Origin of the sequence: Mycobacterium sp. SMC-14 (assembly GCF_046250075.1) — a bacterium.
Taxonomy (GTDB): Bacteria; Actinomycetota; Actinomycetes; order Mycobacteriales; family Mycobacteriaceae; genus Mycobacterium.
This window is the reverse complement of the sequence record NZ_CP176429.1, coordinates 1,922,781-1,946,299: the sequence shown is the minus strand read 5'-3', so window position 1 is coordinate 1,946,299 and position 23,519 is coordinate 1,922,781. Positions and strand designations below refer to the sequence as shown.

Here is a 23,519-nt window from a genome sequence, read left to right as displayed (position 1 = left end):
ACGTATCGGAGATCAGCCCGGCGCGTTATCCTGGCCTCGCCGCAGCATGGCCGGGGGGACCAAGCGAGGAGGGGCAGTTTGCGCATCGGCAAGATCACGGTTGGCTCGCTCGATGAATGGACCCTCAGCCCCGGCACGGTCATCTCTTGGCATCCCACGGCAGCGGCCACCGAAAAGGCCCGGCAGGCTGCGGTCAGCTCGGTTCCGGTCAGCTACATGCAGGCTCAGCATCTGCGGAATTACTGTGAGCGGACGGCAGCCGGTCTGAATTTCTCACGTCAGATCATCGCGAGCTGTGAAGTGCCAGGTCAGTGCGACGTTTCCGCGATGGACCACGCGCTCAACGCCTACCTGCGCAGGCATGACACCTTCCGCAGCTGGTTCGAAGAGGCCGGTGACGGTGAGTTCATCAGACATGAGATCACCGATCCGGCCGACATCGAATTTGCGCCTGTCGACCACGGAAGGATGACTGCGGACGAGATACGCGCGCACGTCGTCGCGATCCCCTCGCCGCTGGAATGGGGTTGTTTCACCTTCGGGATCATTCAGTCCGAGGGCCATTTCACTTTCTTTGCTGCCATGGACCATGTCCACGGCGACGCCACGCTGATCGGCACGACGATGCTGGAGGCCAATGGCATGTACTCCGCACTCAGTGGCGGCGGCAGCGCACTGACGCTTCCCGATGCCGGCAGCTACGGCGATTTCTGCATCCGGGAGCGGGAGAACACCGCGGCGTTGACGGTGGATTCACCCGGAGTGCGTGCCTGGCTGGACTTCGCCGAGAACAATGGCGATGGCTTCCCCGAATTTCCGCTCCCGTTGGGCGACCCGGCGGATTCGACCCGTAGTGACATGTCTTCCGAGCTGTTGATGGATGCCGGGCAGACCGATCGTTTCGAGACGGCCTGCGCTGCGGCCGGCGCGCGGTTCGTCGGTGGATTGTTCGCCTGCCTGGCCCTGGTGGAGCATGAGTTCACCGGTGCGCTCACCTATTACGGACTGACTCCTAGGGATTCCCGAACGGCGGCCGACAATTTCATGACGCAAGGCTGGTTCACGGGCTTGATCCCGATCACCGTGCCCATCGCGGCGGCCTCGTTCTCAGACGCGTCCTGGGCCGCACAGACGTGCTTCGATTCCGGGTTGGATATGGCGAAGGTGCCGTATTACCGGGTGCTGGAATTGGCACCATGGCTGAACTGGCCACAGCCGAACTTTCCGGTGTCGAACTTTCTGCACGGCGGAGCTGCTCCGCTCAATGCCATTCTCGCCGCGGGCGATATGGGGCTTGCGAACAACATCGGCATCTACCCCGATGGCCGGTATTCCTACCAACTGACCATCTATATCTTCCGGTACGGCGAGGGCACGGTCATGGCGATCATGCATCCCGACAACCCGATCGCCCAGAAATCGGCTACGCGCTACATGGAGGCGATGAGGTCCGTGTGTGTACGGGTCGCAGGCAGCGGGCACTGGGGTCGCGTCGCATAAAGGGGGTCAGGGCAATATGCGGCGATTAGCAGAGCTGGTGGTGCGATGGCCCTTGGTGGTCATCGGGGTCTGGATCGCCGTCGCCGCTGCACTGCCCCTGACTTTTCCTTCCCTGAGCGAGATGGCCCAGAAGCATCCGCTCGCGATCCTGCCGAGCGATGCGCCCTCGAGCGTCACCGCGCAGAGGATGGCCGAATCGTTTGAGGAATCGGGATCCGGCGACCTGCTGCTGGTGGTCCTGACCGACGACAACGGGCTCAATCGTGCCGACGAGTCCGTATACCGCAATCTGGTCGATGCGCTGCGCCGGGACACCGAAAACGTTGTGATGCTTCAGGATTTCATCACCACGCCACCGCTGCGTCCGATCGTCACCAGCGAGGACGCCAAAGCGTGGGTCGTGCCGGTCGGCGTTGCCGGTGAACTGGGTACGCCGCAGTCATTTGCGGCGTTCAATCGGATCAGCGCGCTGGTCGACCACGCGTTGGAACAGGCCCCAGATGGGTCGGCCCTGACCGCTCATCTCACCGGCCCGGCGGCAACCGTCGCCGACCTGACAGACGCCGGCGATCACGACCGGCTTCCCATCGAGTTGGCCATCGCAGTGCTGGTGCTCCTGGTGCTGCTGGTGGTGTACCGCAGCCCGATCACCATGCTGCTGCCGCTGATATCCATCGGGATATCTCTGGTGATCGCCCAGGCGCTGGTGGCCGGATACTCCCACCTGACGAATTCGGGCGTCTCGAACCAGTCCAATGTCTTTTTGAGCGCGATCATGGCCGGTGCCGGAACGGATTACGCGGTCTTCCTGATCAGCCGTTACCACGACCAGCTGCGGTCGGGGGCGGAGTCAGATCAGGCGGTCAAGGGCGCGATGATGTCGATCGGCAAGGTGATCGCCGCATCCGCCGCCACCGTCGGGATCACCTTTCTGGTCATCAGCTTCGCCCGCATGGGCGTCTTCAAGACGGTCGGATCGTCGGCGGCGATCGGGATCGGGGTCGCGTTCCTCGCCGCACTGACGTTGCTGCCGGCGATTCTGGTGCTGGCCGGGGCACGGGGCTGGGTCAAGCCTCGGCGCGAGTTGACGGCTCGACTGTGGCGTAAGTCGGGTATCCGCATCGTGCGCAGGCCCACGGCCCACCTGCTGGCCAGTCTGCTCGTGTTGGCCGCGCTGGCCGGCTGCGCCGCCTTCGTGCGCTACAACTACGACGACCGCAAGGCGCTGCGGTCCTCGGCTCCGAGTTCCCTCGGGTACACGGCGCTGGAGCAGCATTTTCCGGTGAATCAGTCGATTCCCGAATACATCCTGATCCAGTCACCGAATGACCTGCGCACTCCCGAGGCGCTCGCCGACCTGGAACAGATGGCACAACGCGTCAGCCAAGTCCCCGGCGTCGCTGCGGTCACCGGCATCACCCGGCCGACCGGGGCTGTGCCGGAAGAGTTTCGGGCCACCTATCAGGCCGGCGCAATCGGCGGCTTTCTCGCCGACGGGTCCGCCACCATCAGCGGCCGCTCCAGTGACCTCAACCGGTTGGCCGCCGGAGCCGAGACGCTGGCCACCAACCTGCGCGACGTGCGCGGCCAGGTCAAACGCCTGTCTGCCAGCGTCCAGGACGTGGTCAACTCCTTTTCGTCGATGAAGAACCAGTACGGCGGCGACACCCTGGTCCAGTCGGTCGACACCGCAGCCCAACTCGTCGACCATGTCAACGCGATCAGTAATTCCATGGGCTGGAATTTCTCCGCCGGCAGGAACATGTTCGGCTGGATCGGCCCGGTCCTGGCGGCGCTGCAGGGCAACCCGATCTGTGATCTGGATACGTCCTGCAGCGCCACCCGCGGGGCCTTCGAACAGCTGCTCGGTGGACGCAATCAAGAAGACCTCGACGCGATCAGTGATCTCGCACAGCAATTGCAGTCAATCCCGGACCAGCGGTCCCTGAACGCTTCGATCGAACGAGTGCGCACCGCGCTTGCCAACCTCACCAAGGTGATGCAATCCATGGGAATGGACAAACCCGGTGGCCTGCAGACCAACCTGCGGTCCATGCAAGACGGGGCGGACCGCGTCGCCGGTGGAAGTCGGCAGATCGCCGACGGCGTCGCCGAACTGGTCAAGCAGGTCAAGCAGATGGGCACCGAGTTGGATGCCGCCGCGACGTTCCTCCTGACGCTCAAAAACGGTGCGGCGCAACCGGCTCAGGCTGGTTTCAACATCCCGGCCCAACTACTGCAGTTGGACGAGTTCACCGAAGCCGCCAAGATATTCCTTTCGCCGGACGGACATTCCGTGCGCTACCTGGTGCAAACCGAACTCAATCCGTTCAGCACCGAAGCGATGGACCAGATCGACGCCATCACTGACGCCGCTCGCAGTGCCCAGCCCAACACCGCATTGGCCGACGCCACCGTGTCGATGACCGGCTACACCGCGGCTCTGAGAGACACCCGCGACTACTACCAGCACGACATCCGGTTCATCATCATCGCGACCCTGATCGTCGTGCTGTTGACGTTGGTTGCGCTGCTGCGTGCTGTCGTCGCACCGCTGTACCTGGTCGCCTCCGTGGTGGTCTCGTATCTGTCTGCGCTGGGTATCGGTGTGTTGGTGATCCAGTTCATCGGCGGCCAACAGCTGCATTGGACCGTGCCCCCACTGGCGTTCGTGGTGCTGGTCGCGGTCGGCGCCGACTACAACATGCTGCTGGTGTCGCGGATGCGCGACGAGTCGCCGCACAGCGTCCGCTACGGCGTGATCCGCACCCTGAGTTCGACCGGCGGCGTGATCACCGCAGCGGGCGTGATCTTCGCCGCCTCGATGTGCGGCCTGTTGTTCTCCAGCATCAGTACCGTGGTCCAGGGGGGTCTCGTCATCGGCGTCGGGATCTTGCTGGACACCTTCCTGGTCCGCACCATCACGGTGCCCGCCATCGCCGCGCTGGCCGGGCGTGCCAACTGGTGGCCGTCCCGGCTGGGATCGCGGCGACAACGGCGGGGGCGCGCTGCAGCGTAAGGGGGTTACTCGTGCAGGCGATCTGTGTGAAACTACAAGGCAAGCCGAGCCGTCGGGGGAGGCAGAGATGAAGAAGCTCGTAGCAGGATTCTCCGCGCTGGTGACTCTGAGCACTACCGGATGCTTCGGTACCGGAGTCAGCGCAGCCGACGACACACCCGGCTACGACACGCCCGGCGGAAGCGCGAATACATCCGACCGCAACGCCTACGCCCTCGGCGGCGCCCACGTCCTGGGCATCCCCTACGACGAGTACATCCGCCGTGAAGGCGAGGAATGGTTCCCGGGCCTGAGGCGCCAAATCGTGCGCTACCCGGCTGGGCAGGTCCAGGGGCACGTACTGGAGCGTCTGTTCCCCGGCATCGGCAAGCTCGATGAAGCCTTCCCCGGGTTGGGGGCGGACGGGCCCAGCATCGGTGAGTCGGTCGACGAGGGAGAGGGCAATCTCGACGCGGCGATCCGCAACGGCGGCCCCGGCACCGCGATCGGGCTGTCAGAGGGCTCGCTGGTGCTCGACGCCGTACAGGCCCGGCTGGCGACCGATCCCACCGCTCCCCCGCCGGACAAGCTGAACTTCGCCACGTTCGGCGACCCCATCGCGCGGCACGCCTTCGGCCAGAGCTTCCTGACCGCGATGTTTCCGGTCGGATCGGTTGTTCCGGCGATGGACTACCGCATTCCGGCTCCGGTGGAGAGCCAGTACGACACCAAGATGTTCGTCTCCGCCTACGACTCGATCGCCGACTTCCCGGACCGCCCGGACAACCTGTTGGCGCTGGCCAACACCCTCATGGGCCTGGCAACCGGCCACACCGCGGTCGCCTTCACCAACCCAGACATGGTGCCGCCGCAGAACATCAGGACAACGGTGAACTCCAGGGGTGCGACGACAACGACCTATCTGATCCCCGAGAAGCACCTTCCACTCGTTATGCCGTTGTCATACATCGGGATTGATGAAGACACACTCAACAGGCTGGACGCGATACTGCTTCCCCGGGTGAACGCCGCCTATTCACGCAACGACGATCCTGCGACCGCACCCATCCAAGTGGACCCGATCAATGGCTTCGACCCCGCAGCCGTCACCGCACCCGCCACCCAGGCCACCTTCGGCGGCGGGGCCGACCCGTTCTCGCAGATCCTGAACGGCGCAATGTCCGTATTGTCCGGAATGTCCGGGAGCGGCAAGGGCTGATCGCCCGCTGGCCTACCGATTCGATGAGCTATGTGACGCCGATGCCTCAGCCCTCCGTTCTGTCGATGCTGCACGGGCGTGCCAGCCTGCGGCCCCACGACGTCGCGTTCACCTTCACGAACTACGACGGAGACTGGGAGGGGGTTCGCGAGGACGTCACCTGGTCACAGCTGTCGCGCCGGACATTCAACGTGGCTCGCGAGCTCAGCTTCCATGGCTCCGTGGGAGACCGGGCGGTGATCCTGGCCCCGCAGTCGCTGGACTACATCGCGGCGTTTCTGGGCGCGATGCAGGCCGGGTTGATCGCCGTCCCGCTCCCGTTGCCACACCGCGGCTCGCATCATGAGCGGGTCGGCGCGGTCCTGGCCGATGCCGCGCCCGCGGTGGTTCTGACCACATCCGCGGTCGCGCAAGACGTCGCCGAATACGTTGATGCGGCCCGTCTGGACGCCGTGCCGAAGATCGTCGAGATCGACTCGATGCACCTCGATGTCGACAGCGAAACCGGTTTCCGGGCAACTGATTTGCCGAGCACGGCATACTTGCAGTACAGCTCCGGATCGACCCGGCAGCCAACCGGGGTGATGATCTCGCACGCCAACCTGCAGACGAATTTCGAGCAGCTGATGCGGAGCTACTTCGCCGGAACCACAGTCCCGTCGGATACCACCATGGTGTCGTGGCTGCCGTTTTACCACGACATGGGTTTGGTGCTCGGGGTCTGCGCACCGATCCTGGGCGGTTTCCGCGGCGAGCTGACCAGCCCGGTTTCGTTCTTGGAACGACCGGCCCGATGGATCCAGGCATTGGCGCGAAATCCGCACAGCTGGTCGGCGGCACCGAACTTCGCCTTCGACCTGGCCGCCCGCAAGACAACCGACGCCGACCTGAGCGGATTGGACCTCGGCGGCGTGTTGGGCGTCATCAGCGGCGCAGAGCGTGTCGAGGCGGCCACCCTGGAGCGCTTCGTCGATCGGTTCGCGCACTTCAATTTCCGGGACGAGATGATGCGCCCCTCGTACGGTTTGGCCGAAGCGACCGTCTTCGTAGCGTCCAACACCTGGAGCGAGGCCTCACCGGCGGCTCACTTCGATGTCGTTGAGCTGGGCGCCGGCCGCGCTCAGCGGTGCTCGCCCGGGAAAGGCACCGCACTGGTCCCCTACCGGGTACCGCAGTCGCCCACGCTGCGGATCGTCGACAGCGACACCCACCGTGAATGCCCGCCGGGCGTGGTGGGCGAGATCTGGGTGCATGGGGCCAATGTCGCCGACGGCTACTGGCGCAAACCACCGGAGGAGCAGCACTGCTTTGGCGTCACGCTCGGCGAACCCTCGCCGGGCACGCCGGACGGGCCCTGGCTGCGCACCGGCGACCAAGGATTTCTCGACGCGGGTGAGCTGTTCATCGTCGGCCGCATCAAGGATCTGCTGATCATCCGGGGACGCAACTACTATCCCGAGGACATCGAGGCGACGGTCCAACAGATCACCGCGGGTCGGGTCGCGGCGATAGCCGTCCGGGCGGGCGATACCGAGAAGCTGGTCACCATCATCGAGATTAAGCAACGCGACGCCGCCGGCGAGGAAGCGATCCAACACCTCGCCCGCATCGCCAGCGAGGTCACGGCAGCGATCGCCACGGAGCACGGCCTGACCGTCGGAGACCTTGTACTGGTAGCGCCCGGCGAGATCCCCACCACGACGAGCGGCAAGATCCGGCGCGCCGCCTGCATCGAGCAGCACCGCCGGAACGAGTTCACCCGGCTGGACGCCTGAGACCGTCGGCCCAGCGCTGCCACCCGACGAGCAGCTCGGACAGATTCACCCCGAGCACCAGAGGCACCGCCACCGCCGGCTGCACATGCCCGGGACCGCAGGCAGTCAGATAGAGCTCGCGCAGCTTGGCCGTCCCGAAGCGGCCGGCCACGAAACGAGCGAACTCCCATGCCCGGTCATAGGCCTGCGCCCGCCGCGGTCCGGGAGCATCGAGGTCGGCATCCGACGGCAACGCCACGACTCCTTCCGCCGGCGCGCTCGCCCGATCACCCTGCGGCCGTGCGATGAAATCGGCCACTCCCTCGGTGAGCCAGCGCGGCGCATCGAGCGCGGTGTCGGTTCGGGCCGCATAGTGAAAAAGCTCATGGGTCAACACGATTCGCAGCGCCGGTGTGCTCATCGTGTCCGCGCGGGGAGCGAAGACGATCCGTTGCCCAACTGCAGTCCGACGCTCCGGATCCACCCGGTCGGCGACCGCGACCGCGGCGACATCGGACCACTGGGCAACATCCGCGCTGTCGTGGCCGGCGAGCGCGACGAACTGCCGATCCGAGCCGGTGGCCGTCACCTGAATGCGATGCGACCAGTCGGTCCCCCAGAACGCTTCGACCGCGTCGACGGCCGATCCGATGTTCGCGGCCACCCGCGACAGCAGCTCTTCGCCGGGCTGACCGCCGAGGTTCTCCAGAACGACGCTGCGGTCATCGCCCACGATCAGTGGCTCGGTTGCCGGCGAGCGAGCAGCTACGCCCAGCAGCGCGACACCGCCGATCAGCTCGACAGCCAGTAGCGCCGCAAGCAGGCGTCGGATTCCCCGGCGCTCAGTAACGGCGGGCGTTGTGGATCGGGCCGGAGGAGTTCATCGGCACCACCCGGACCGGCTGACCGTAGGTGGACGAGTGGATCATCATGCCGTCGCCGACGTAGATCCCCGAGTGCGACGCGTCTGAGTAGAAGGTCAGCACATCGCCGGGCTGCAGGTCGGACAGCGACACCGCCTGCCCGCCGTTGGCCTGCGCCTGGCTGGAGTGCGGCAGGTTGATGCCGGCCTGGTGGAAGGCCCACATCACCAGACCGGAGCAGTCGAATCCGCCCGGTGCGGCCCCACCCCAGACATAGGGCGTGCCGACCTGGGTCAACGCCGCCTGGACGGCAGTCGCGGCACCTCCGCCACCGGGTGCGCCCAGCGCCACGTCCATCGGGGGCGGCGCGTCGGACCCGGGCATCGGGAATCCCGGGAATCCGGGGAATCCGGGGGCCGGCGGCATACCCTCGGGCGCGGGTTCGCCCGGTACGGCTTCGGGCCCCGCGCCGGGTGCGGCCATCGCCGTACGCTGCTGCGGCGTCAGGGCGTAGTACTGCGATTTCACCACGGAGATCTGCAGCTGCAGACGACTTTGGCGGGCCTGCAGCTCGGCGCGCACTGCGGCGGCCTGCTCGGCTGCCGTCCGTGCTTCGTCAGCCGACTTGGCCGACGCCTGCTCGGCCTGATCGGCCTGCTCGCTGGCGGCACGGAACCGGTCCAGTTGCACCGACAGGTCGCTGGCGACCACCCGCTGCACACCGAGCTTGTCGATCAGTTGTTGCGGCGACTCAGCGGTCAAGATGGCGTCCGCGCCGCCAACCCGGCCACCCATGTAGGTGGTGGCGGCGAAGCGGTTGACGGAAGCTCGGTAGGTGGACAACTGGTCCCGGGCCGCATCCAGGGCGGCCTGGTCGGCGACGTGCGCGCTGTCCGCGGCCTGCTGCGCGGCGAGCTTCTCATCGAGATTGAGCTGCGCGGTGTGCATGGCCTCAGTGGTCTGCTCGGCCTGGCGGGACAGTTCGCTGAGCTTCGCCAGGGCGTCGTCGGCGGGGTCTGCGTGGACGTTTCCGACCAACACGCTGCTCAGAGTCGTGACACCGGCCACCAAGCCGACTGCGGCGCCGAGCGCAGGGCGCCTCAAAGCACGCAGACGCCACTGCATACGTTCGAGCTCCAAGATTGCATCCTTAACACTGCCCAGGGAGGCACGGGGGGCGTGCCGCCGCCGAAACGTAAGGTCTCGAATAGGTTACGGAATGGCAACGTCGTTGTCCATCACGAATTGCCGACTGTAACAGTCAGGATTGTGAAAGTTCTAAGGCCGCTCGCCGCGATCCGGCCCTGGTCAGGCCACGCCCGAGCGGCGCACCGGACCCCGCTCGCCGCGGATCGGGACCAACCGCAACCGGGGTGCCATCCCGGCCTCGGCGAGCACATCCAGTGCCGCACGCTCGTCTTCGAGCAGTTCGTTGGGCACACCCAGCAACACGCTGACCACACAGTCCCGGCAAGCCGGTCCGCGCACCGCACAGTCATCGCAGTCGATCACCATCGGATCCGAATCCGCCCGGCGTGCACCGCAGCCATCCAAGTGTCCCGAGACCTGTCCCATGACGTTTCCTCTCGATCAGTTGCCGGCACGCTAACTCCGGGCACCGACAAGACGGCCTCACCGCGGCGGCCCCAGCTTCACCTCTCCTCCGTCGAGCCTCGCTGAACCGCCGGTGTCGGTGCGGCCGCCTACGGTTTCGACCATGACCACCGGCTCTGCCCCAGGACAGCTGAGCTTCCCCCAATTCGAAGCCGATCTCGAAGCCGAATTCGACGCCGTCCCGGCCACCTTGCACGACACCACGTTCGTGGTGGTGGACCTCGAGACCACCGGCGGCCGGGCCTCGCCCAGCGGGGACGAGCAGGCGGACGCCATCACCGAGATCGGCGCGGTCAAAGTGCGTGGTGGAGTGGTCGAGGGCGAGTTCGCCACGCTGATCAACCCGCAGCGCGGCATTCCGCCGCAGATCGTCCGGTTGACCGGTATCACCACCGCCATGGTCTATGAGGCGCCCACGATCGAGGCCGTGTTGCCGTCGTTCCTCGAGTTCGCCGGATTCGACCGCGGTTCGGTGTTGGTCGCCCACAATGCCGGCTTCGATGTGGGGTTCCTGACCGCCGCCGCACGACGCTGCGATCTGGCCTGGCCGCGGCCGCCGGTGCTGTGCACGGTGCGGCTGGCACGCCGGGTGCTCAGTCGCGACGAGGCGCCCAGCGTCCGGCTTGCCGAGTTGTCCCGGCTGTTCGCGGTCAGCACCACACCTACCCACCGAGCGCTCGACGACGCCCGCGCCACCGTCGACGTCCTGCACGCGCTGATCGAGCGGCTCGGCAATCAGCAGGTCAACACCTTCGGCGATCTGCGTGCCTATCTCTCACACACGACACCAGCCCAGCGCCGCAAGCGCAGCCTGGCGGTCGGGCTGCCGCACCGGCCCGGGGTCTACCTGTTCCGCGGCCCGTCCGACGAAGTGCTCTACATCGGCACCTCCACCAACCTGCGCCGGCGGGTCGCGCAGTACTTCAACGGCTCGGAACGCCGTAGCCGCATCGCCGAGATGGTGGCGCTGGCCACCCGGATCGATCACGTCGAATGCGCGCATCCGCTGGAGGCCGGGGTACGCGAGCTAAGGCTGCTGGCCGCGGCCGCTCCGCCCTACAACCGGCGATCGAAGTTTCCCCGGCGGTGGTGGTGGATCACCCTGACAGGCGAGGCTTTCCCCCGTCTGACCGTGGTGCGCGCTCCGCGGCACGAGCGGGCCATCGGCCCGTTCCGCTCTCGGGCCGACGCTGCCGATTCCGCCGCCCTGTTTTCACGGTTCACCGGAATCCGAACCTGCACAAAGCGATTGAGCCGCACCAGTCGGCATTCCTGCCCGCCGGCCGAAGTCGGCCCTTGCCCGGCGGCAGCGAACACCACTGCAGACGAGTACGCCGAAGCGGTCGGACGTGCCGCGGCGTTGTTCGACGGTGTCGACAACGGCGCCCTGGACGCCGCGGTGCAGCAGGTGAACGCGCTGGCCGATCGCGGGCACTACGAAAGCGCGGCCCGGCTACGCGACCGCACCGCCACGGCGATCGAAGCCCTGTGGCGCAGTCAGCGTGCCCGCGCCCTGGTAGCACTGCCCGAGCTGGTGGCCGCCGCGCCGGACTGCGCCGGCGGGTGGCACCTTGCGGTGATCCGCCACGGCCGGCTGGCCGCCGCGGGGTGCGCCGCGCGCGGTGTGCCGCCGATGCCCGTCGTCGATGCGATCACGCTGGGCGCCGAGGCGGTGCTGCCCGAGCCGGCGCCGTTGGCCGGCGCCCTGGTCGAGGAGACCATGCTCATCGCCCGCTGGCTGGCAGCTCCTGGGGTGCGCATCGTCCGCGTCGACGGGACCGGCGGTTCAGCGAGGCTCGACGAAGGAGAGACGACGCTGGGACCGACGCATGAGCTGAGCGGTTCAGCGAGGCTCGACGAAGGAGAGACGAAGCTGGGATCGCCGCATGAACCCGACGGCTGGGTGTCGCCACTGCGCTCGGCCGGTCCGTTGACCTCATGGGCAGCGCTGGCCCGCTCGGCGCGGCTGGCCTCAGAGCTGGGCGCCGAAGCGGACCCAACGGGCAAGCAGTTGTTCGGCCGCACCGCTGTCGATCGCCTGGACCGCGCGCGCCAACCCGTCCTCCCAGGCCGGCAACCACTCAGCGCTGCTGGTTAGCCCCGCGTGAGCCACGATCGCCCCGGCGGCGTTGAGTACCACGGCATCGCGCACCGCGCCCTTGGTTCCGGCGAGCACCGAACGGGCCTCCTCGGCGTTGGCCTGCGCATCACCGCCGAGCAGCTCGCCGACCTCCGCACGAGCGAACCCGAAACCAGCCGGGTCGAAGGTCAGCCGATCGATGGTCCCGGCCTGCACTCGCCAGATCGTGCTGGTCGTCGTGGTGGTCAATTCGTCGAGGCCGTCGTCACCGTGCACCACCAGCACGCTGGACCGCCGCGCCGCGAACACGCCGGCCATCACCTCGGCCAACTCCCCGAACGCGCAGCCGATCAGCCCGGCGCGTGGCCGTGCCGGGTTGGTCAGCGGGCCTAGCAGGTTGAACACCGTGGGGACGCCGATCTCGCGCCGTGCCACCGAAGCGTTGCGATAGGACGGCTGGAACTGCGGGGCGAAGCAGAATCCGATGCCGACCTCGGCGACACTGCGGGCCACCTCGTCGGGCCCCAGGTCGATACGCACCCCCAACGCCTCCAGGGTGTCGGCGCCCCCAGACAGCGAGCTCGCCGACCGATTGCCGTGCTTGACCACCGGCACCCCTGCGGCGGCCACCACGATCGCCGCCATCGTGGACAGGTTCACCGTGTTGGCGCCGTCCCCGCCGGTGCCCACCACGTCGACGGTGTCGGTGCCGATCTTGTCGGTGGGAACCTTGCGGCCGTAGGCCAGCATGACGTCGGCCAGCTCGCCTACCTCGGCGGCGGTCGGGCCCTTCATCTGCATAGCTACCCCGAACGCCGCAATCTGCGCGGAGGTCGCGGCGCCGGCCATGATCTGCTCCATCGCCCAGGCCGCCTGGCCCCGAGCCAGATCCGTACCCGACGTCAGGCCGCCCAGGACCTGTCGCCACTGCCCTATCTGCGCTTTCGGCTGCGCCGCATTACCTGGCTCGACCACGCGCCGATCGTCGCATGCGGCCCCCGCGACACCAAAGCCAACCGGAAGCACGGCCCGAAACAGGTGGAGGACAGAGCGCTAACAGCCCGGTAACAGCAGAGACGAGACCAGTTCAAACGAATTGCCAGCCCCGGGTGGAGATCTACAACTACATAGCGTCATACTTGCGGGGTGACGAGCGCTGTGGGGTCCTCGGGTACTGCCATTACTTCTCGTGTGCATTCGCTGAACCGTCCCAACATGGTCAGCGTCGGCACCATCGTGTGGCTGTCCAGTGAATTGATGTTCTTTGCCGGTTTGTTCGCGATGTACTTCACGGCTCGCGCGCAGTCCGGTGGCGCCTGGCCGCCGCCGCCAACGGAGCTGAACCTTGCCCTGGCGGTCCCGGTGACACTGGTGCTGATCGCGTCATCGTTCACGTGCCAGATGGGCGTGTTCGCCGCCGAGCGTGGCGACGTGTTCGGGCTGCGCCGGTGGTACCTGCTGACCTTCCTCATGGGACTGTTCTTCGTCTGCGGTCAGGCCTACGAGTACTCGCACCTGATCGCGCACGGCACCACCATCCCGTCGAGCGCCTACGGCACCGTGTTCTACCTGACCACCGGGTTCCACGGCCTGCACGTCATCGGTGGGTTGGTCGCCTTCATCTTCCTGATGCTGCGAACCACGATGAGCAAGTTCACCCCGGCTCAGGCCACCGCCTCGATCGTCGTGTCCTACTACTGGCACTTCGTCGACATCGTGTGGATCGCACTGTTCGCCACGATCTACTTCATCCGATGAGCAACCGCCCGATGAACAGGAGTGTCCGGTTGAAGACACTGAAGAAGTGGGCCCGACCTGGCAACAACGATTCCGTCGCCCGGCGGCGCCTGCGCCGTCGAGTCTCCGGCGGACTGCTGCTGCTGGTCGCCCTGATGCTGGCCGGCGGAATGGCCGCGGTGCTGACCCCGACCCCGCAGGTTGCGGTGGCCGACGAGTCGGCCTCGGCCCTGCTGCGCACCGGTAAGCAGCTCTTCGACACCTCGTGCGTGAGCTGCCACGGCGCCAACCTGCAGGGTGAGGTGGGCCGCGGTCCGAGCCTGATCGGCGTCGGTGAAGCCGCCGTCTACTTCCAGGTCTCCAGCGGCCGGATGCCCGCGGTCCGCGGTGAGGCGCAGGCCCCCCGTACGTACCCGTTCTTCGACGACAAGCAGATCGACGCCCTGGGCGCCTACGTCCAGGCCAACGGCGGCGGCCCCACCGTGGTGCGCAACGCCGATGGCAGCATCGCGCAGGCTTCGCTGCGCGGCGACGACCTGGGCCGCGGTGGCGACCTCTTCCGGCTCAACTGCGCGTCGTGCCACAACTTCACCGGCCGGGGCGGCGCCCTGTCCTCGGGTAAGTACGCGCCCGACCTGGAGCCTGCCAGCGAGCAGCAGATCCTGACCGCGATGCTGTCCGGCCCGCAGAACATGCCGCGCTTCTCCGACCGGCAGATCTCCATGGAGGAGAAGAAGGACATCATCGCCTACGTGAAATCCGTTACCGAGGAACGTGATCCGGGCGGCTACGGGCTCGGCGGCTTCGGCCCGGCGCCCGAGGGCATGGTGATTTGGATTATCGGCATGGTCGCAGCCATCGCCGCGGCAATGTGGATCGGGGCACGCTCATGAGCAGCAACGACAAGACCGGAACGCCTGACCTGCCAGACCAGGCCGCACTGGCGACGATGACCAACGACGAGCTGCTGGCTCTCGGCGGCAGCATCGACGGCGTCAACACCGTCTTCAAGGAGCCGCGCTGGCCGGTCGAGGGCACTCGGGCCGAGAAGCGCGCCGAGCGCCGGGTCGCGGCCTGGTTCCTGGCGGGTGGCGGCTTCGGCCTGGCCCTGCTGCTGGTCTTCCTGTTCTGGCCGTGGGAGTACGCGCCGCTGGAGTCCCCGAACGGCTTGGCCTACTCGCTGGCGACTCCGCTGTACGGCTTGACCTTCGGGCTCTCGGTGCTGTGCATCGCGATCGGCGCGGTGCTGTTCGTCAAGAAGTTCATCCCCGAAGAGATCACCATCCAGGACCGTCACGACGGCAGCTCCCCCGAGATCGACCGTAAGACCGTTGCGGCCCAGCTGACCGACGCGTTCGAGGGCTCGACCATCGGGCGGCGCAAGTTGCTGGGTGCGTCGCTGGGCGTCGGATTCGGCGCATTCGGCCTGGGCACCTTGGTGGCCGGCGCCGGTGGCCTGATCAAGAACCCCTGGAAGCCGGTCGTCGACACCGCCGAAGGCAAGAAGGCGGCGCTGTGGACTTCCGGGTGGACCCCGCGCTACCCCGGCGAGACCATCTACTTGGCCCGCGCGACCGGTCAGAGCACCAACTCTCCGTTCGTCAAGATGCGGCCCGAGGACCTGGACGCCGGCGGCATGGAGACGGTGTTCCCGTGGCGCGAGTCCGACGGTGACGGCACCACCGAAGAGTCGAACGAGAAGCTCACCGAGATCATGATGGGTGTTCGTAACCCGGTGATGCTGATCCGCATCCGGCCCGACGACATGCCCAAGGTGGTCAAGCGCCAGGGCCAGGAGAGCTTCAACTACGGCGACTTCTTCGCCTACACCAAGATCTGCTCGCACCTGGGTTGTCCGTCTTCCCTGTTCGAGCAGCAGACCTATCGGATCCTGTGCCCGTGCCACCAGTCGCAGTTCGACGCACTGCACTTCGCCAAGCCGGTCTTCGGCCCGGCGGCTCGCGCGCTGGCACAGCTGCCGATCACCATTGACGCCAATGGGCATCTGGTCGCCAACGGCGACTTCGTGGAACCTGTCGGACCGGCATTCTGGGAGCGCACCTCATGAGCCCTGCAATCGGCGACCTGCTCGCCCGCCAAGCAGACGACATCGATACCCGTTACCACCCGGCGGCCGCGCTGCGCCGCCAGTTCAACAAGGTCTTCCCGACGCACTGGTCGTTCCTGCTCGGTGAGATCGCGTTGTACAGCTTCATCATCTTGCTGCTCTCGGGCGTCTACCTGACGCTGTTCTTCGACCCGTCGATGGCCGAGGTCATCTACCACGGCGTCTATCAGCCGCTCAACGGCGTGCAGATGTCGCGGGCCTACGAGTCGGCGCTGGACATCTCCTTCGAGGTGCGCGGCGGCTTGTTCGTCCGCCAGCTCCACCACTGGGCCGCACTGATGTTCGCGGCGTCGATCATGGTGCACCTGGCGCGCATCTTCTTCACCGGCGCATTCCGTCGGCCGCGTGAGGCGAACTGGGTGATCGGGTCGCTGCTGCTGATCCTGGCCATGTTCGAGGGCTACTTCGGTTACTCGCTGCCCGACGACCTGCTGTCCGGTATCGGTCTGCGCGCCGCGCTGTCCTCGATCACGCTGGGTATGCCGGTGATCGGCACCTGGTTGCACTGGGCACTGTTCGGCGGCGACTTCCCGGGCACCATCTTGATCCCCCGGCTCTACGCACTGCACATCCTGCTGATCCCGGGCATCATCCTGGCCCTGATCGGCGTGCACATGGCGCTGGTGTGGTTCCAGAAGCACACGCAGTTCCCCGGCCCGGGCCGCACCGAGACCAACGTCGTGGGCGTGCGGGTGCTGCCGGTCTTCGCGATCAAGTCGGGCGCGTTCTTCGCGATGATCACCGGCATCCTGGGCCTCATGGGCGGGTTGCTGCAGATCAACGCGATCTGGAACCTGGGCCCCTACCGCCCGTCGCAGGTGTCGGCGGGTAGCCAGCCGGACTTCTACATGATGTGGACCGAGGGCCTGGCCCGTCTCTGGCCGGCCTGGGAGTTCTACTTCTGGGGCCACACCGTGCCCGGCCCGGTCGGTGTCGCGTTGATCATGGGTGGCGTCTTCGGCTTGCTGATGGTCTACCCGTTCCTGGAGAAGAAGTTCACCGGCGACTACGCGCACCACAACCTGCTGCAGCGTCCCCGGGACGCTCCGGTCCGTACCGCGATCGGTGCCATGGCGATCAGCTTCTACATGGTGCTGACCCTGGCTGCGATGAACGACATCATCGCGTGGAAGTTCCACATCTCGCTGAACGCGACGACCTGGATCGGCCGTATCGGGATGGTGGTTCTGCCGCCGCTGGTCTTCTTCGTCACCTACCGGTGGTGCATCGGTCTGCAGCGCAGTGACCGCGACGTGCTCGAGCACGGTATCGAGACCGGCATCATCAAGCGGCTGCCGCACGGTGCCTACATCGAGCTGCACCAGCCGCTGGGCCCGGTCGATGACCACGGCCACCCCATTCCGCTGGAGTACGCCGGTGCGCCGCTGCCCAAGAAGATGAACAAGCTCGGCTCGGCTGGGGCTCCCGGTACCGGCAGCTTCCTGACGGCCGACCCGGTCGACGAGGACGCCGCGCTCAACGAGGCCGCGCACGCCAGCGAGCGACGTGCGATGACCGCGCTGGCCGAGCATCAGGGCGGTAACACCAACGGTCACCACTAGGCCTACGGGGTCCGAAGAATCGGGCAGCCTGCGCAATCTCTTGCGCGGGCTGCCCGTTTTGGTTGGTGCGGCACCGGAGTTCGATCCGGCGCAGGCACCGGCCGATCCCGTCGCACTGTTTATCCAATGGCTGCTGCACGCTGTCGACAGCGGCGTGCCGGAACCTCATGCGATGACGTTGTCGACGGTCGGAACGGTCGGCGGGACCGGCGCAGCGCGGCCGTCGGCGCGGGTGCTGATTCTCAAGGACATCGACACCGCCGGTTGGCACTTCGGGGTCAGTTCGGCCAGCCGCAAGGGCGCAGATCTGGCCCGCAATCCGGCTGTCTCACTGACGTTTTACTGGCCCACGCTGGGCCGTCAGGTCAGGGTCGACGGTGTGGCACTCCCCGACCCGCCGCCGGTCACCGCCAACGACTTCCTCGCCCGCTCGGAGGGAGCCCGGGCGATGGTCCTCACCGGCCGCCAAAGCGAGCCCTATGCCGATCCCGGCGAGATCAGCGAGGCGCTCGCCAAGGCACACCTGGAGCTCGAGCACTCCCCCACCCTGATCCCGGCCGAGTGGGTGTCGTATGCGGTTGCGGCCGACGCCGTCGAATTCTGGCAGGCCGACCCCACGCGCCGGCACCGCAGGCTGCGTTATGAACGTGACGGGCAAAGCTGGTCGACGACACTGCTCTGGCCGTGATTCGGCAGGCCATGACAACGCGCCGTGGCGACGACTCAGCCGAAACGAGACGGCAGTGTCAGTACTTCACCCAGCCGACGCAGGTACAGCCACGGAATCACCGGCATGGCGGCAGTGCCGACTCCGGCCAGCCCGTAGCAGACCCACGAGCCGGTGTCCTTGCCGACCGCCATCAGATAGGTGGCCAATGCGACCACCGTCAGCGCACCGCCCACCGCGCAGGCCAGCACCGTGACACCGCGCAGCAGCACCCGGTCGACCTGAACCTGGTTGGGCCGCACTTGCCGTGTACCAGCCGCTCGGCGGCCCGGAGCGTCGAAGCCGCGCTGCGGGAGCGGGGCATCTGGGCGCGGCGGCTTGGCCTGCGCCTGGCTCGGGAAGCCGGGGGGCCGCGGCGGGCCGGGCTGGCGTGCCCGGAGCAGCACCGGGATGGCCGCCAGGATCACCAAGGCGGACACGCCGATGACGATGTAGAGCAGGCCGCTGTGCGAACTCTCGGTCGGCTCGTGGAAGCCGCGGCCCAGATCCACGAGCGCCACCGTGGCCGCCACGCTCATGCCCAGCAGCGTCAACCAGATCGCGGCGCACGCGCCCAGCAGGACGCGGTCAGTGACTTCCGGGGACTGCCCGGGCCGAATGAATCGATCTACCATGTTCCCGCCGGTCATCCGCAGCTCGTCGCCGGTGCGTCGTTGCTGTTGGAGAACAACACCCTACCGTCACTGCTGGTGATCGAGCAGTTGAGTTTGCTCAGCCGCAGCATGCTGGTCGCCTCCACCGAACCGATCTCCGACTGCGAGATCGGTGTCAGGGTGAGCGACCACGGGATGTAGGCGTTGCGCTGCGTGCGACGTTGCCCGGAGGCATCCACGTAGGTGATCGTGATCTGGTCGAACGGCGCCTTGGTGCCGGTCACCGAGTAGGTCACCTGCAACGGCTTTGCCTGCGTGGTCGTGGTGGTCTCCTGCGTCGTGGTCGATGGCTCGGGTGCCGGCTCCTCGCTCGGTGGCGGGGGCGGTGGTGGCGGCGGCTCCTCGCTGCTGGGCGGCGGAGGCGGGGGCTCCTCGCTGCTGGGCGGCGGAGGCGGCGGTGTTGTGGTGCTGGTGCTGGTCCGGGTGATCTCGTCCTGCACCGGCGGCACCGAGACCGTGCTGCTGCTCGTGACCGGCGTAGCCAGATCGTGGGTCTCGGTGCGGGCGAACAGCAAGGCCACCGACACCACCAGCGAGACCGCCGCGATGATCACGGTGACACCGACCACCCACGGCCACCGCGGCGTCTTGGCGTCCGGATCCGGTTCCTCGGGTGCGTCGTAGCTGTCGTAGTCGTAGAGCCGCGGATCCACCGGAACGTAAGGACCGCTCAAGAACTGCTCGGATTCGGGAGCCGAGTATGCCTGCGAGTACGCGGTGTTGTCTGCAGGTGCGGCGGCAGGAGTGGCAGCCACGTCGTCAAGCGGCTGGATCTCGCCGCCCGCACCTGCCTCGGGGGCCTTGCCAGAAGCCGGCTGACCGCTGCCGGAGCCCTCGTCTCCAGAGCCCGCCTCTGGGGGATTCGGCCCGCTCATTCCCGCCTATCCTGTTCAAACCGCCGCGCCACGCCCTGACCGGTTGCGGTCGGCACCAACCACCGTTGGTCATTGTGCCCCGGCAACCCTACCCAAACGGGCCGACACGGCGGCCGCGGCGGAGATGTGGTCAGTGTTTCTCGGGGCCGATGTAGTACTCGAAGACCAGTCCGGCCACACTCGACAACACGAACACCACTCCGGCGGCGATCAGCCACGGCAGCCACAGGGCGATCCCGACGGCGGCCACCGACCCGGACAGCGCGATCAGAATCGGCCACCAGCTGTGCGGGCTGAAGAAGCCCAACTCGCCGGCGCCGTCACTGACTTCGGCCGCCTCGTAGTCCTCGGGACGGGTGTCCAGCCGGCGTGCCACGAACCGGAAGAAGGTGGCCACGATCATGGCCATCATCCCGGTCAGGAACAGCGCGGTGGTGCCGGCCCATTCCACGCCACCGGTGGCGAACTTCCCGGTCAGCACCGCGTAGATCACCCCGACCACCAGGAAGAAGGTGGCGACGAACTCGAACAGCCTGGATTCGATGCGCATGCGTTGTCCCTACTTGTTGCTGGCTTGCGGGGCTAGCAGGCCACGGCGGCTGTCGAACGGGAACGTGGTGGTAGCCGCCGGTTCCTGCTTGATCGCCTCCAGCGCCTCGGCGTTCGTCTTTCCAGCGATGCGCTGATTCAGATAGGCCTTGAAGTCGTTGGGCGAGACCACTCGGACTTCGAAGTTCATCATCGCGTGGTAGGTGCCGCACATTTCGGCACAGTGGCCGACGAACGCGCCTTCCTTGGTGATCTCGGCAACCTGGAATGTGTTGACCTGGTTGTTGCGCTCTGGCCAGGCGATGACGTCACGCTTGAACAGGAACTCCGGCACCCAGAAAGCGTGGATGACGTCGGCCGAGTTCAGCACGAACTCGATGCGCTTACCGCTCGGCAGCACCAATACCGGGATCTCGCTGGTGGTACCCACCGTCTCGATCTTGTCGAAGTTCAGGTAGGTGCGGTCCTCGGTGTTGAGGCCCTGGACCGGTCCGACCAGTTCTTCGCCGTGCGCGTCCACGCCCTCGGGCTTGGAGGTCATCGCATCCTTGCGGGGCTGGTCCACGCCGTCGTAGCTCAGGGTGTGGTCGTGGAAGTCGACCTTCTGGTAGCCGAACTTCCAGTTCCACTGGAAGGCGGTGACGTCGACGACGACCTCGGGGTTCGGCTCGTGGTGCAGCATCTTCTCCTGCACCACGACGGTGAAGTAGAAGATCACCGCGACGGCCAGGAACGGCACGACGGTGAGGCCGAGCTCCAGCGGCATGTTGTAGCCGAACTGGCGCGGCAGCTCGGTGTCGGTCGCCTTCTTGCGGTGGAAGATCATCGACCAGAAGATCATTCCCCAGACGAGCCCACCGATCACCACCGAAGCGATGACCATGCCGATCCACAGCTGGTAGTTGGCCTCGGCCTCGGGCGTGATGCCCTTGGGCCAGCCGAAACCGACCACATCGGTCCAGTCGACGCTGCAACCGCTGAGCGTTACCGCCAGCAGTCCGAGCACGCTGACCGCGGTCAGCGGTCGAAGCAGACGGCGATGTGCAACGCCCTGCCCGCGACGTGTCACGTTGGTGCCTCCTCGAGTCACAGAACGGGCCGACTGACCCGGTGGAGCAGTCGAATACTACGCAGCGTAGACCACCCGGATCACCGAGGTTTGATGTACCTGCCGGTTGGCCGCCCCGGTGTGTTGACCGCCTCATCCGACGCCACAGGTTCTGCACCGGCCCCGCGCAGGCCTACGTGGCTAAAGGCCGATACCGGTGCGGCATACTGGGACCCGATGTGTGGACTGCTGGCTTTTGTGTGTGCCCCGGCCGGCACCGACACCGAGGTTCCGCGGCCGGCCGCGGATATGGAGAAAGTCGCCGGCGCGGTTTCGCGCGCGACTCACCTGATGCGCCACCGAGGCCCGGACGAGCCAGGCGGCATCTGGGCCGGCGACCACGTCGTGTTCGGGTTCAACCGGCTGTCGTTCATCGACATCGCCCATTCGCACCAGCCCATGCGGTGGGGGCCCGCGGAGGCGCCGGAGCGCTACGAACTGGTCTTCAACGGCGAGATCTATAACTACGTAGAACTGCGTGCGGAGCTCGCCGCCGAACACGGCGCGGTATTCGCCACCGACGGCGACGGCGAGGCGATCGTCGCGGGCTACCACTACTGGGGCGTTGACGTGCTGTCGCGGCTGCGCGGCATGTTCGCCTTCGCGGTGTGGGACACCGTGGCCGGTGAGCTGTTCTGCGCCCGCGACCCGTTCGGGATCAAGCCGCTTTTCATGGCGTCCGGGCCGGGCGGCACGGTGGTCGGCAGCGAGAAGAAGTGTCTGCTGGACCTGGCCGAGGTGGTCGGGTTCGACACCGACATCGACGCCCGCGCCGTTCAGCACTACACGGTGTTGCAGTACGTGCCGGAACCGGAGACACTGCACCGCGGTATCCGCCGGCTGGAATCGGGCTGCTACGCCCGCATTCGCCCCGGCGGTGAGCCGGAGACCACCCGCTATTTCCGTCCGCGGTTCGACGCCACCCCGATCACCCGCGACACCGAGCAGGCGCGCTACGACGAGATCACCGCGGTGCTCGAGGATTCGGTCGCCAAGCACATGCGAGCCGACGTCACCGTGGGCGCGTTCCTGTCCGGGGGGATCGACTCCACCGCGATCGCGGCGCTGGCGATGCGCCACAATCCCAAGCTGATCACCTTCACCACCGGGTTCGAGCGAGAGGGCTTCTCCGAGGTCGACGTCGCCGCCGCATCCGCCGAGGCGATCGGCGCCCGGCACGTGGTCAAGGTGGTCAGCCCGGCGGAGTTCGTCGCCGCCCTGCCCGAGATCGTCTGGTATCTCGACGACCCGGTGGCCGATCCGGCCCTGGTCCCGCTGTACTTCATCGCCGCCGAAGCCCGCAAGCACGTCAAGGTGGTGCTCTCCGGTGAAGGCGCCGACGAGTTGTTCGGCGGCTACACGATCTACCGAGAGCCGCTGTCGCTGCGCCCGTTCGACTACCTCCCGGCACCGGTGCGCCGCTCGCTGGGGAAGGCGTCGCGGCCGTTGCCCGAGGGCATGCGCGGCAAGAGCCTGCTGCACCGCGGGTCGCTCACGTTGCAAGAGCGCTACTACGGCAACGCACGCAGCTTTTCCGACGAGCAACTGCGTGCGGTGCTGCCCGGCTTCTCCCCCGACTGGACCCACACCGACGTCACCGCCCCGGTGTACGCCGAGTCCGTCGGCTGGGATCCGGTGGCCCGGATGCAACACATCGACCTGTTCACCTGGCTGCGTGGCGACATCCTGGTCAAGGCCGACAAGATGACGATGGCCAACTCGCTGGAACTGCGGGTGCCGTTCTTGGATCCCGAGGTGTTCGCGGTGGCGTCGCGACTGCCGGTGTCGGCCAAGATCACCCGTACCACCACCAAGTACGCGCTGCGCCGTGCGCTGGAGCCGATCATTCCCGCGCATGTGCTGCACCGCCCCAAGCTCGGCTTCCCGGTGCCGTTGCGGCACTGGCTGCGCGCCGGTGAGTTGTTGGAGTGGGCCTACGCCACGGTGGACGCCACCGGCGCCGATCACCTGATCGATGTCGCCGCGGTGCGCACGATGCTCGACGAGCACCGGATCGGCACCGCCGATCACAGCCGTCGGCTGTGGACCGTGCTGATCTTCATGCTGTGGCACGCCATCTTCGTCGAGCACAGCGTGGTACCGACCATCCGGGAACCGGACTACCCCGTGCGGCTCTAACCGTTGACTCTGC

The 23,519-nt window shown here is 66.9% G+C and carries 18 protein-coding genes and 1 pseudogene; 11 read left to right on the top strand and 8 right to left on the bottom strand.

Annotated features, from left to right (window positions below):
• Nucleotides 1-78 precede the first annotated feature (78 nt).
• The 4 genes from ACKY0W_RS09110 (at nt 79) to ACKY0W_RS09095 (ending at nt 7,492) form a co-directional block, all read left to right on the top strand.
• Nucleotides 79-1,500, top strand: coding sequence for a condensation domain-containing protein (locus ACKY0W_RS09110; RefSeq protein WP_409437291.1), 1,422 nt, complete (start codon nt 79-81; stop codon nt 1,498-1,500).
• Nucleotides 1,501-1,516: 16 nt separating this feature from the next.
• Nucleotides 1,517-4,519: an RND family transporter gene (locus ACKY0W_RS09105; RefSeq protein WP_409437290.1), complete on the top strand. Its 3,003-nt coding sequence runs from the start codon at nt 1,517-1,519 to the stop codon at nt 4,517-4,519.
• Between the two features lie 67 nt (nt 4,520-4,586).
• Nucleotides 4,587-5,717, top strand: a complete 1,131-nt coding sequence (gene pe, locus ACKY0W_RS09100) for an acyltransferase PE (RefSeq protein ID WP_406781889.1) — start codon at nt 4,587-4,589, stop codon at nt 5,715-5,717.
• Between the two features lie 41 nt (nt 5,718-5,758).
• Nucleotides 5,759-7,492: an AMP-binding protein gene (locus ACKY0W_RS09095; RefSeq protein ID WP_409437289.1), complete on the top strand. Its 1,734-nt coding sequence runs from the start codon at nt 5,759-5,761 to the stop codon at nt 7,490-7,492.
• On the opposite strand, the gene ACKY0W_RS09090 is transcribed toward ACKY0W_RS09095, so the two are convergent.
• The 3 genes from ACKY0W_RS09090 to ACKY0W_RS09080 form a co-directional block, all read right to left on the bottom strand.
• Nucleotides 7,473-8,294: a hypothetical protein gene (locus ACKY0W_RS09090; RefSeq protein ID WP_409437699.1), complete on the bottom strand. Its 822-nt coding sequence runs from the start codon at nt 8,292-8,294 to the stop codon at nt 7,473-7,475. The genes ACKY0W_RS09095 and ACKY0W_RS09090 overlap by 20 nt on opposite strands.
• Nucleotides 8,295-8,313: 19 nt before the next feature.
• Complete coding sequence (gene ripC / locus ACKY0W_RS09085) at nt 8,314-9,459, bottom strand: peptidoglycan hydrolase RipC (protein WP_409437698.1); 1,146 nt, start codon at nt 9,457-9,459, stop codon at nt 8,314-8,316.
• 183 nt (nt 9,460-9,642) lie between these two features.
• The gene (locus ACKY0W_RS09080; RefSeq protein WP_409437288.1) at nt 9,643-9,909 is read right to left on the bottom strand and encodes a hypothetical protein; all 267 of its coding nucleotides are present in this window, start codon (nt 9,907-9,909) and stop codon (nt 9,643-9,645) included.
• Between the two features lie 142 nt (nt 9,910-10,051).
• On the opposite strand from ACKY0W_RS09080, the pseudogene ACKY0W_RS09075 reads away from it, so the two are divergent.
• Nucleotides 10,052-11,668: pseudogene (locus tag ACKY0W_RS09075) on the top strand (DEDD exonuclease domain-containing protein); the annotation flags it as partial.
• Between the two features lie 252 nt (nt 11,669-11,920).
• On the opposite strand, the gene trpD reads toward ACKY0W_RS09075, so the two are convergent.
• Nucleotides 11,921-13,003 carry an anthranilate phosphoribosyltransferase gene (gene trpD, locus ACKY0W_RS09070; RefSeq protein WP_409437287.1) on the bottom strand — a complete coding sequence of 361 codons (1,083 nt, stop codon included), beginning with the start codon at nt 13,001-13,003 and terminating at the stop codon, nt 11,921-11,923.
• A 171-nt stretch (nt 13,004-13,174) separates the two neighbouring features.
• Here trpD and ACKY0W_RS09065 point away from each other — a divergent pair, with 171 nt between their 5' ends.
• The 5 genes from ACKY0W_RS09065 to ACKY0W_RS09045 are packed head-to-tail and all read left to right on the top strand — an operon-like array spanning nt 13,175 to nt 18,143.
• On the top strand, nt 13,175-13,786 hold the full coding sequence (locus tag ACKY0W_RS09065; protein ID WP_046283762.1) for a heme-copper oxidase subunit III: 612 nt from the start codon (nt 13,175-13,177) through the stop codon (nt 13,784-13,786).
• Between the two features lie 11 nt (nt 13,787-13,797).
• Nucleotides 13,798-14,658, top strand: coding sequence for a c-type cytochrome (locus tag ACKY0W_RS09060; RefSeq protein WP_409437286.1), 861 nt, complete (start codon nt 13,798-13,800; stop codon nt 14,656-14,658).
• Complete coding sequence (locus ACKY0W_RS09055; RefSeq protein WP_409437285.1) at nt 14,655-15,833, top strand: ubiquinol-cytochrome c reductase iron-sulfur subunit; 1,179 nt, start codon at nt 14,655-14,657, stop codon at nt 15,831-15,833. Before ACKY0W_RS09060 ends, ACKY0W_RS09055 begins: the two co-directional genes overlap by 4 nt.
• Nucleotides 15,830-17,455, top strand: coding sequence for a cytochrome b (locus ACKY0W_RS09050; protein ID WP_409437284.1), 1,626 nt, complete (start codon nt 15,830-15,832; stop codon nt 17,453-17,455). The genes ACKY0W_RS09055 and ACKY0W_RS09050 overlap by 4 nt, the downstream gene beginning before the upstream one ends.
• A gap of 40 nt (nt 17,456-17,495) precedes the next feature.
• The gene (locus ACKY0W_RS09045; protein ID WP_409437283.1) at nt 17,496-18,143 is read left to right on the top strand and encodes a pyridoxal 5'-phosphate synthase; all 648 of its coding nucleotides are present in this window, start codon (nt 17,496-17,498) and stop codon (nt 18,141-18,143) included.
• A 35-nt stretch (nt 18,144-18,178) separates the two neighbouring features.
• On the opposite strand, the gene ACKY0W_RS09040 is transcribed toward ACKY0W_RS09045, so the two are convergent.
• From ACKY0W_RS09040 to ACKY0W_RS09025, 4 genes are all read right to left on the bottom strand, one after another.
• Entirely contained in the window at nt 18,179-18,796 is a 618-nt protein-coding gene (locus ACKY0W_RS09040) for a DUF2561 family protein (RefSeq protein ID WP_409437282.1), read from the bottom strand.
• 11 nt (nt 18,797-18,807) lie between these two features.
• The gene (locus ACKY0W_RS09035; RefSeq protein ID WP_409437281.1) at nt 18,808-19,710 is read right to left on the bottom strand and encodes an MmpS family transport accessory protein; all 903 of its coding nucleotides are present in this window, start codon (nt 19,708-19,710) and stop codon (nt 18,808-18,810) included.
• A gap of 130 nt (nt 19,711-19,840) precedes the next feature.
• Nucleotides 19,841-20,260, bottom strand: coding sequence for a cytochrome c oxidase subunit 4 (locus ACKY0W_RS09030; RefSeq protein WP_067974017.1), 420 nt, complete (start codon nt 20,258-20,260; stop codon nt 19,841-19,843).
• 9 nt (nt 20,261-20,269) lie between these two features.
• On the bottom strand, nt 20,270-21,349 hold the full coding sequence (locus tag ACKY0W_RS09025; RefSeq protein WP_409437280.1) for a cytochrome c oxidase subunit II: 1,080 nt from the start codon (nt 21,347-21,349) through the stop codon (nt 20,270-20,272).
• A gap of 195 nt (nt 21,350-21,544) precedes the next feature.
• Here ACKY0W_RS09025 and asnB point away from each other — a divergent pair, with 195 nt between their 5' ends.
• Nucleotides 21,545-23,506 carry an asparagine synthase (glutamine-hydrolyzing) gene (gene asnB / locus ACKY0W_RS09020; protein WP_409437279.1) on the top strand — a complete coding sequence of 654 codons (1,962 nt, stop codon included), beginning with the start codon at nt 21,545-21,547 and terminating at the stop codon, nt 23,504-23,506.
• Nucleotides 23,507-23,519: the final 13 nt, after the last annotated feature.

Coding starts and splice junctions, on each gene's coding strand:
- ACKY0W_RS09105 (WP_409437290.1), top strand. CDS start 1,517: ATGCGGCGATTAGCAGAGCTGGTGGTGCGATGGCCCTTGGTGGTCATC.
- ACKY0W_RS09080 (WP_409437288.1), bottom strand. CDS start 9,909: ATGGGACAGGTCTCGGGACACTTGGATGGCTGCGGTGCACGCCGGGCG.
- asnB (WP_409437279.1), top strand. CDS start 21,545: ATGTGTGGACTGCTGGCTTTTGTGTGTGCCCCGGCCGGCACCGACACC.
- ACKY0W_RS09050 (WP_409437284.1), top strand. CDS start 15,830: ATGAGCCCTGCAATCGGCGACCTGCTCGCCCGCCAAGCAGACGACATC.
- ACKY0W_RS09040 (WP_409437282.1), bottom strand. CDS start 18,796: ATGGTAGATCGATTCATTCGGCCCGGGCAGTCCCCGGAAGTCACTGAC.
- ripC (WP_409437698.1), bottom strand. CDS start 9,459: ATGCAGTGGCGTCTGCGTGCTTTGAGGCGCCCTGCGCTCGGCGCCGCA.
- ACKY0W_RS09035 (WP_409437281.1), bottom strand. CDS start 19,710: ATGAGCGGGCCGAATCCCCCAGAGGCGGGCTCTGGAGACGAGGGCTCC.
- ACKY0W_RS09030 (WP_067974017.1), bottom strand. CDS start 20,260: ATGCGCATCGAATCCAGGCTGTTCGAGTTCGTCGCCACCTTCTTCCTG.
- ACKY0W_RS09055 (WP_409437285.1), top strand. CDS start 14,655: ATGAGCAGCAACGACAAGACCGGAACGCCTGACCTGCCAGACCAGGCC.
- ACKY0W_RS09060 (WP_409437286.1), top strand. CDS start 13,798: ATGAACAGGAGTGTCCGGTTGAAGACACTGAAGAAGTGGGCCCGACCT.
- ACKY0W_RS09095 (WP_409437289.1), top strand. CDS start 5,759: ATGCCTCAGCCCTCCGTTCTGTCGATGCTGCACGGGCGTGCCAGCCTG.
- pe (WP_406781889.1), top strand. CDS start 4,587: ATGAAGAAGCTCGTAGCAGGATTCTCCGCGCTGGTGACTCTGAGCACT.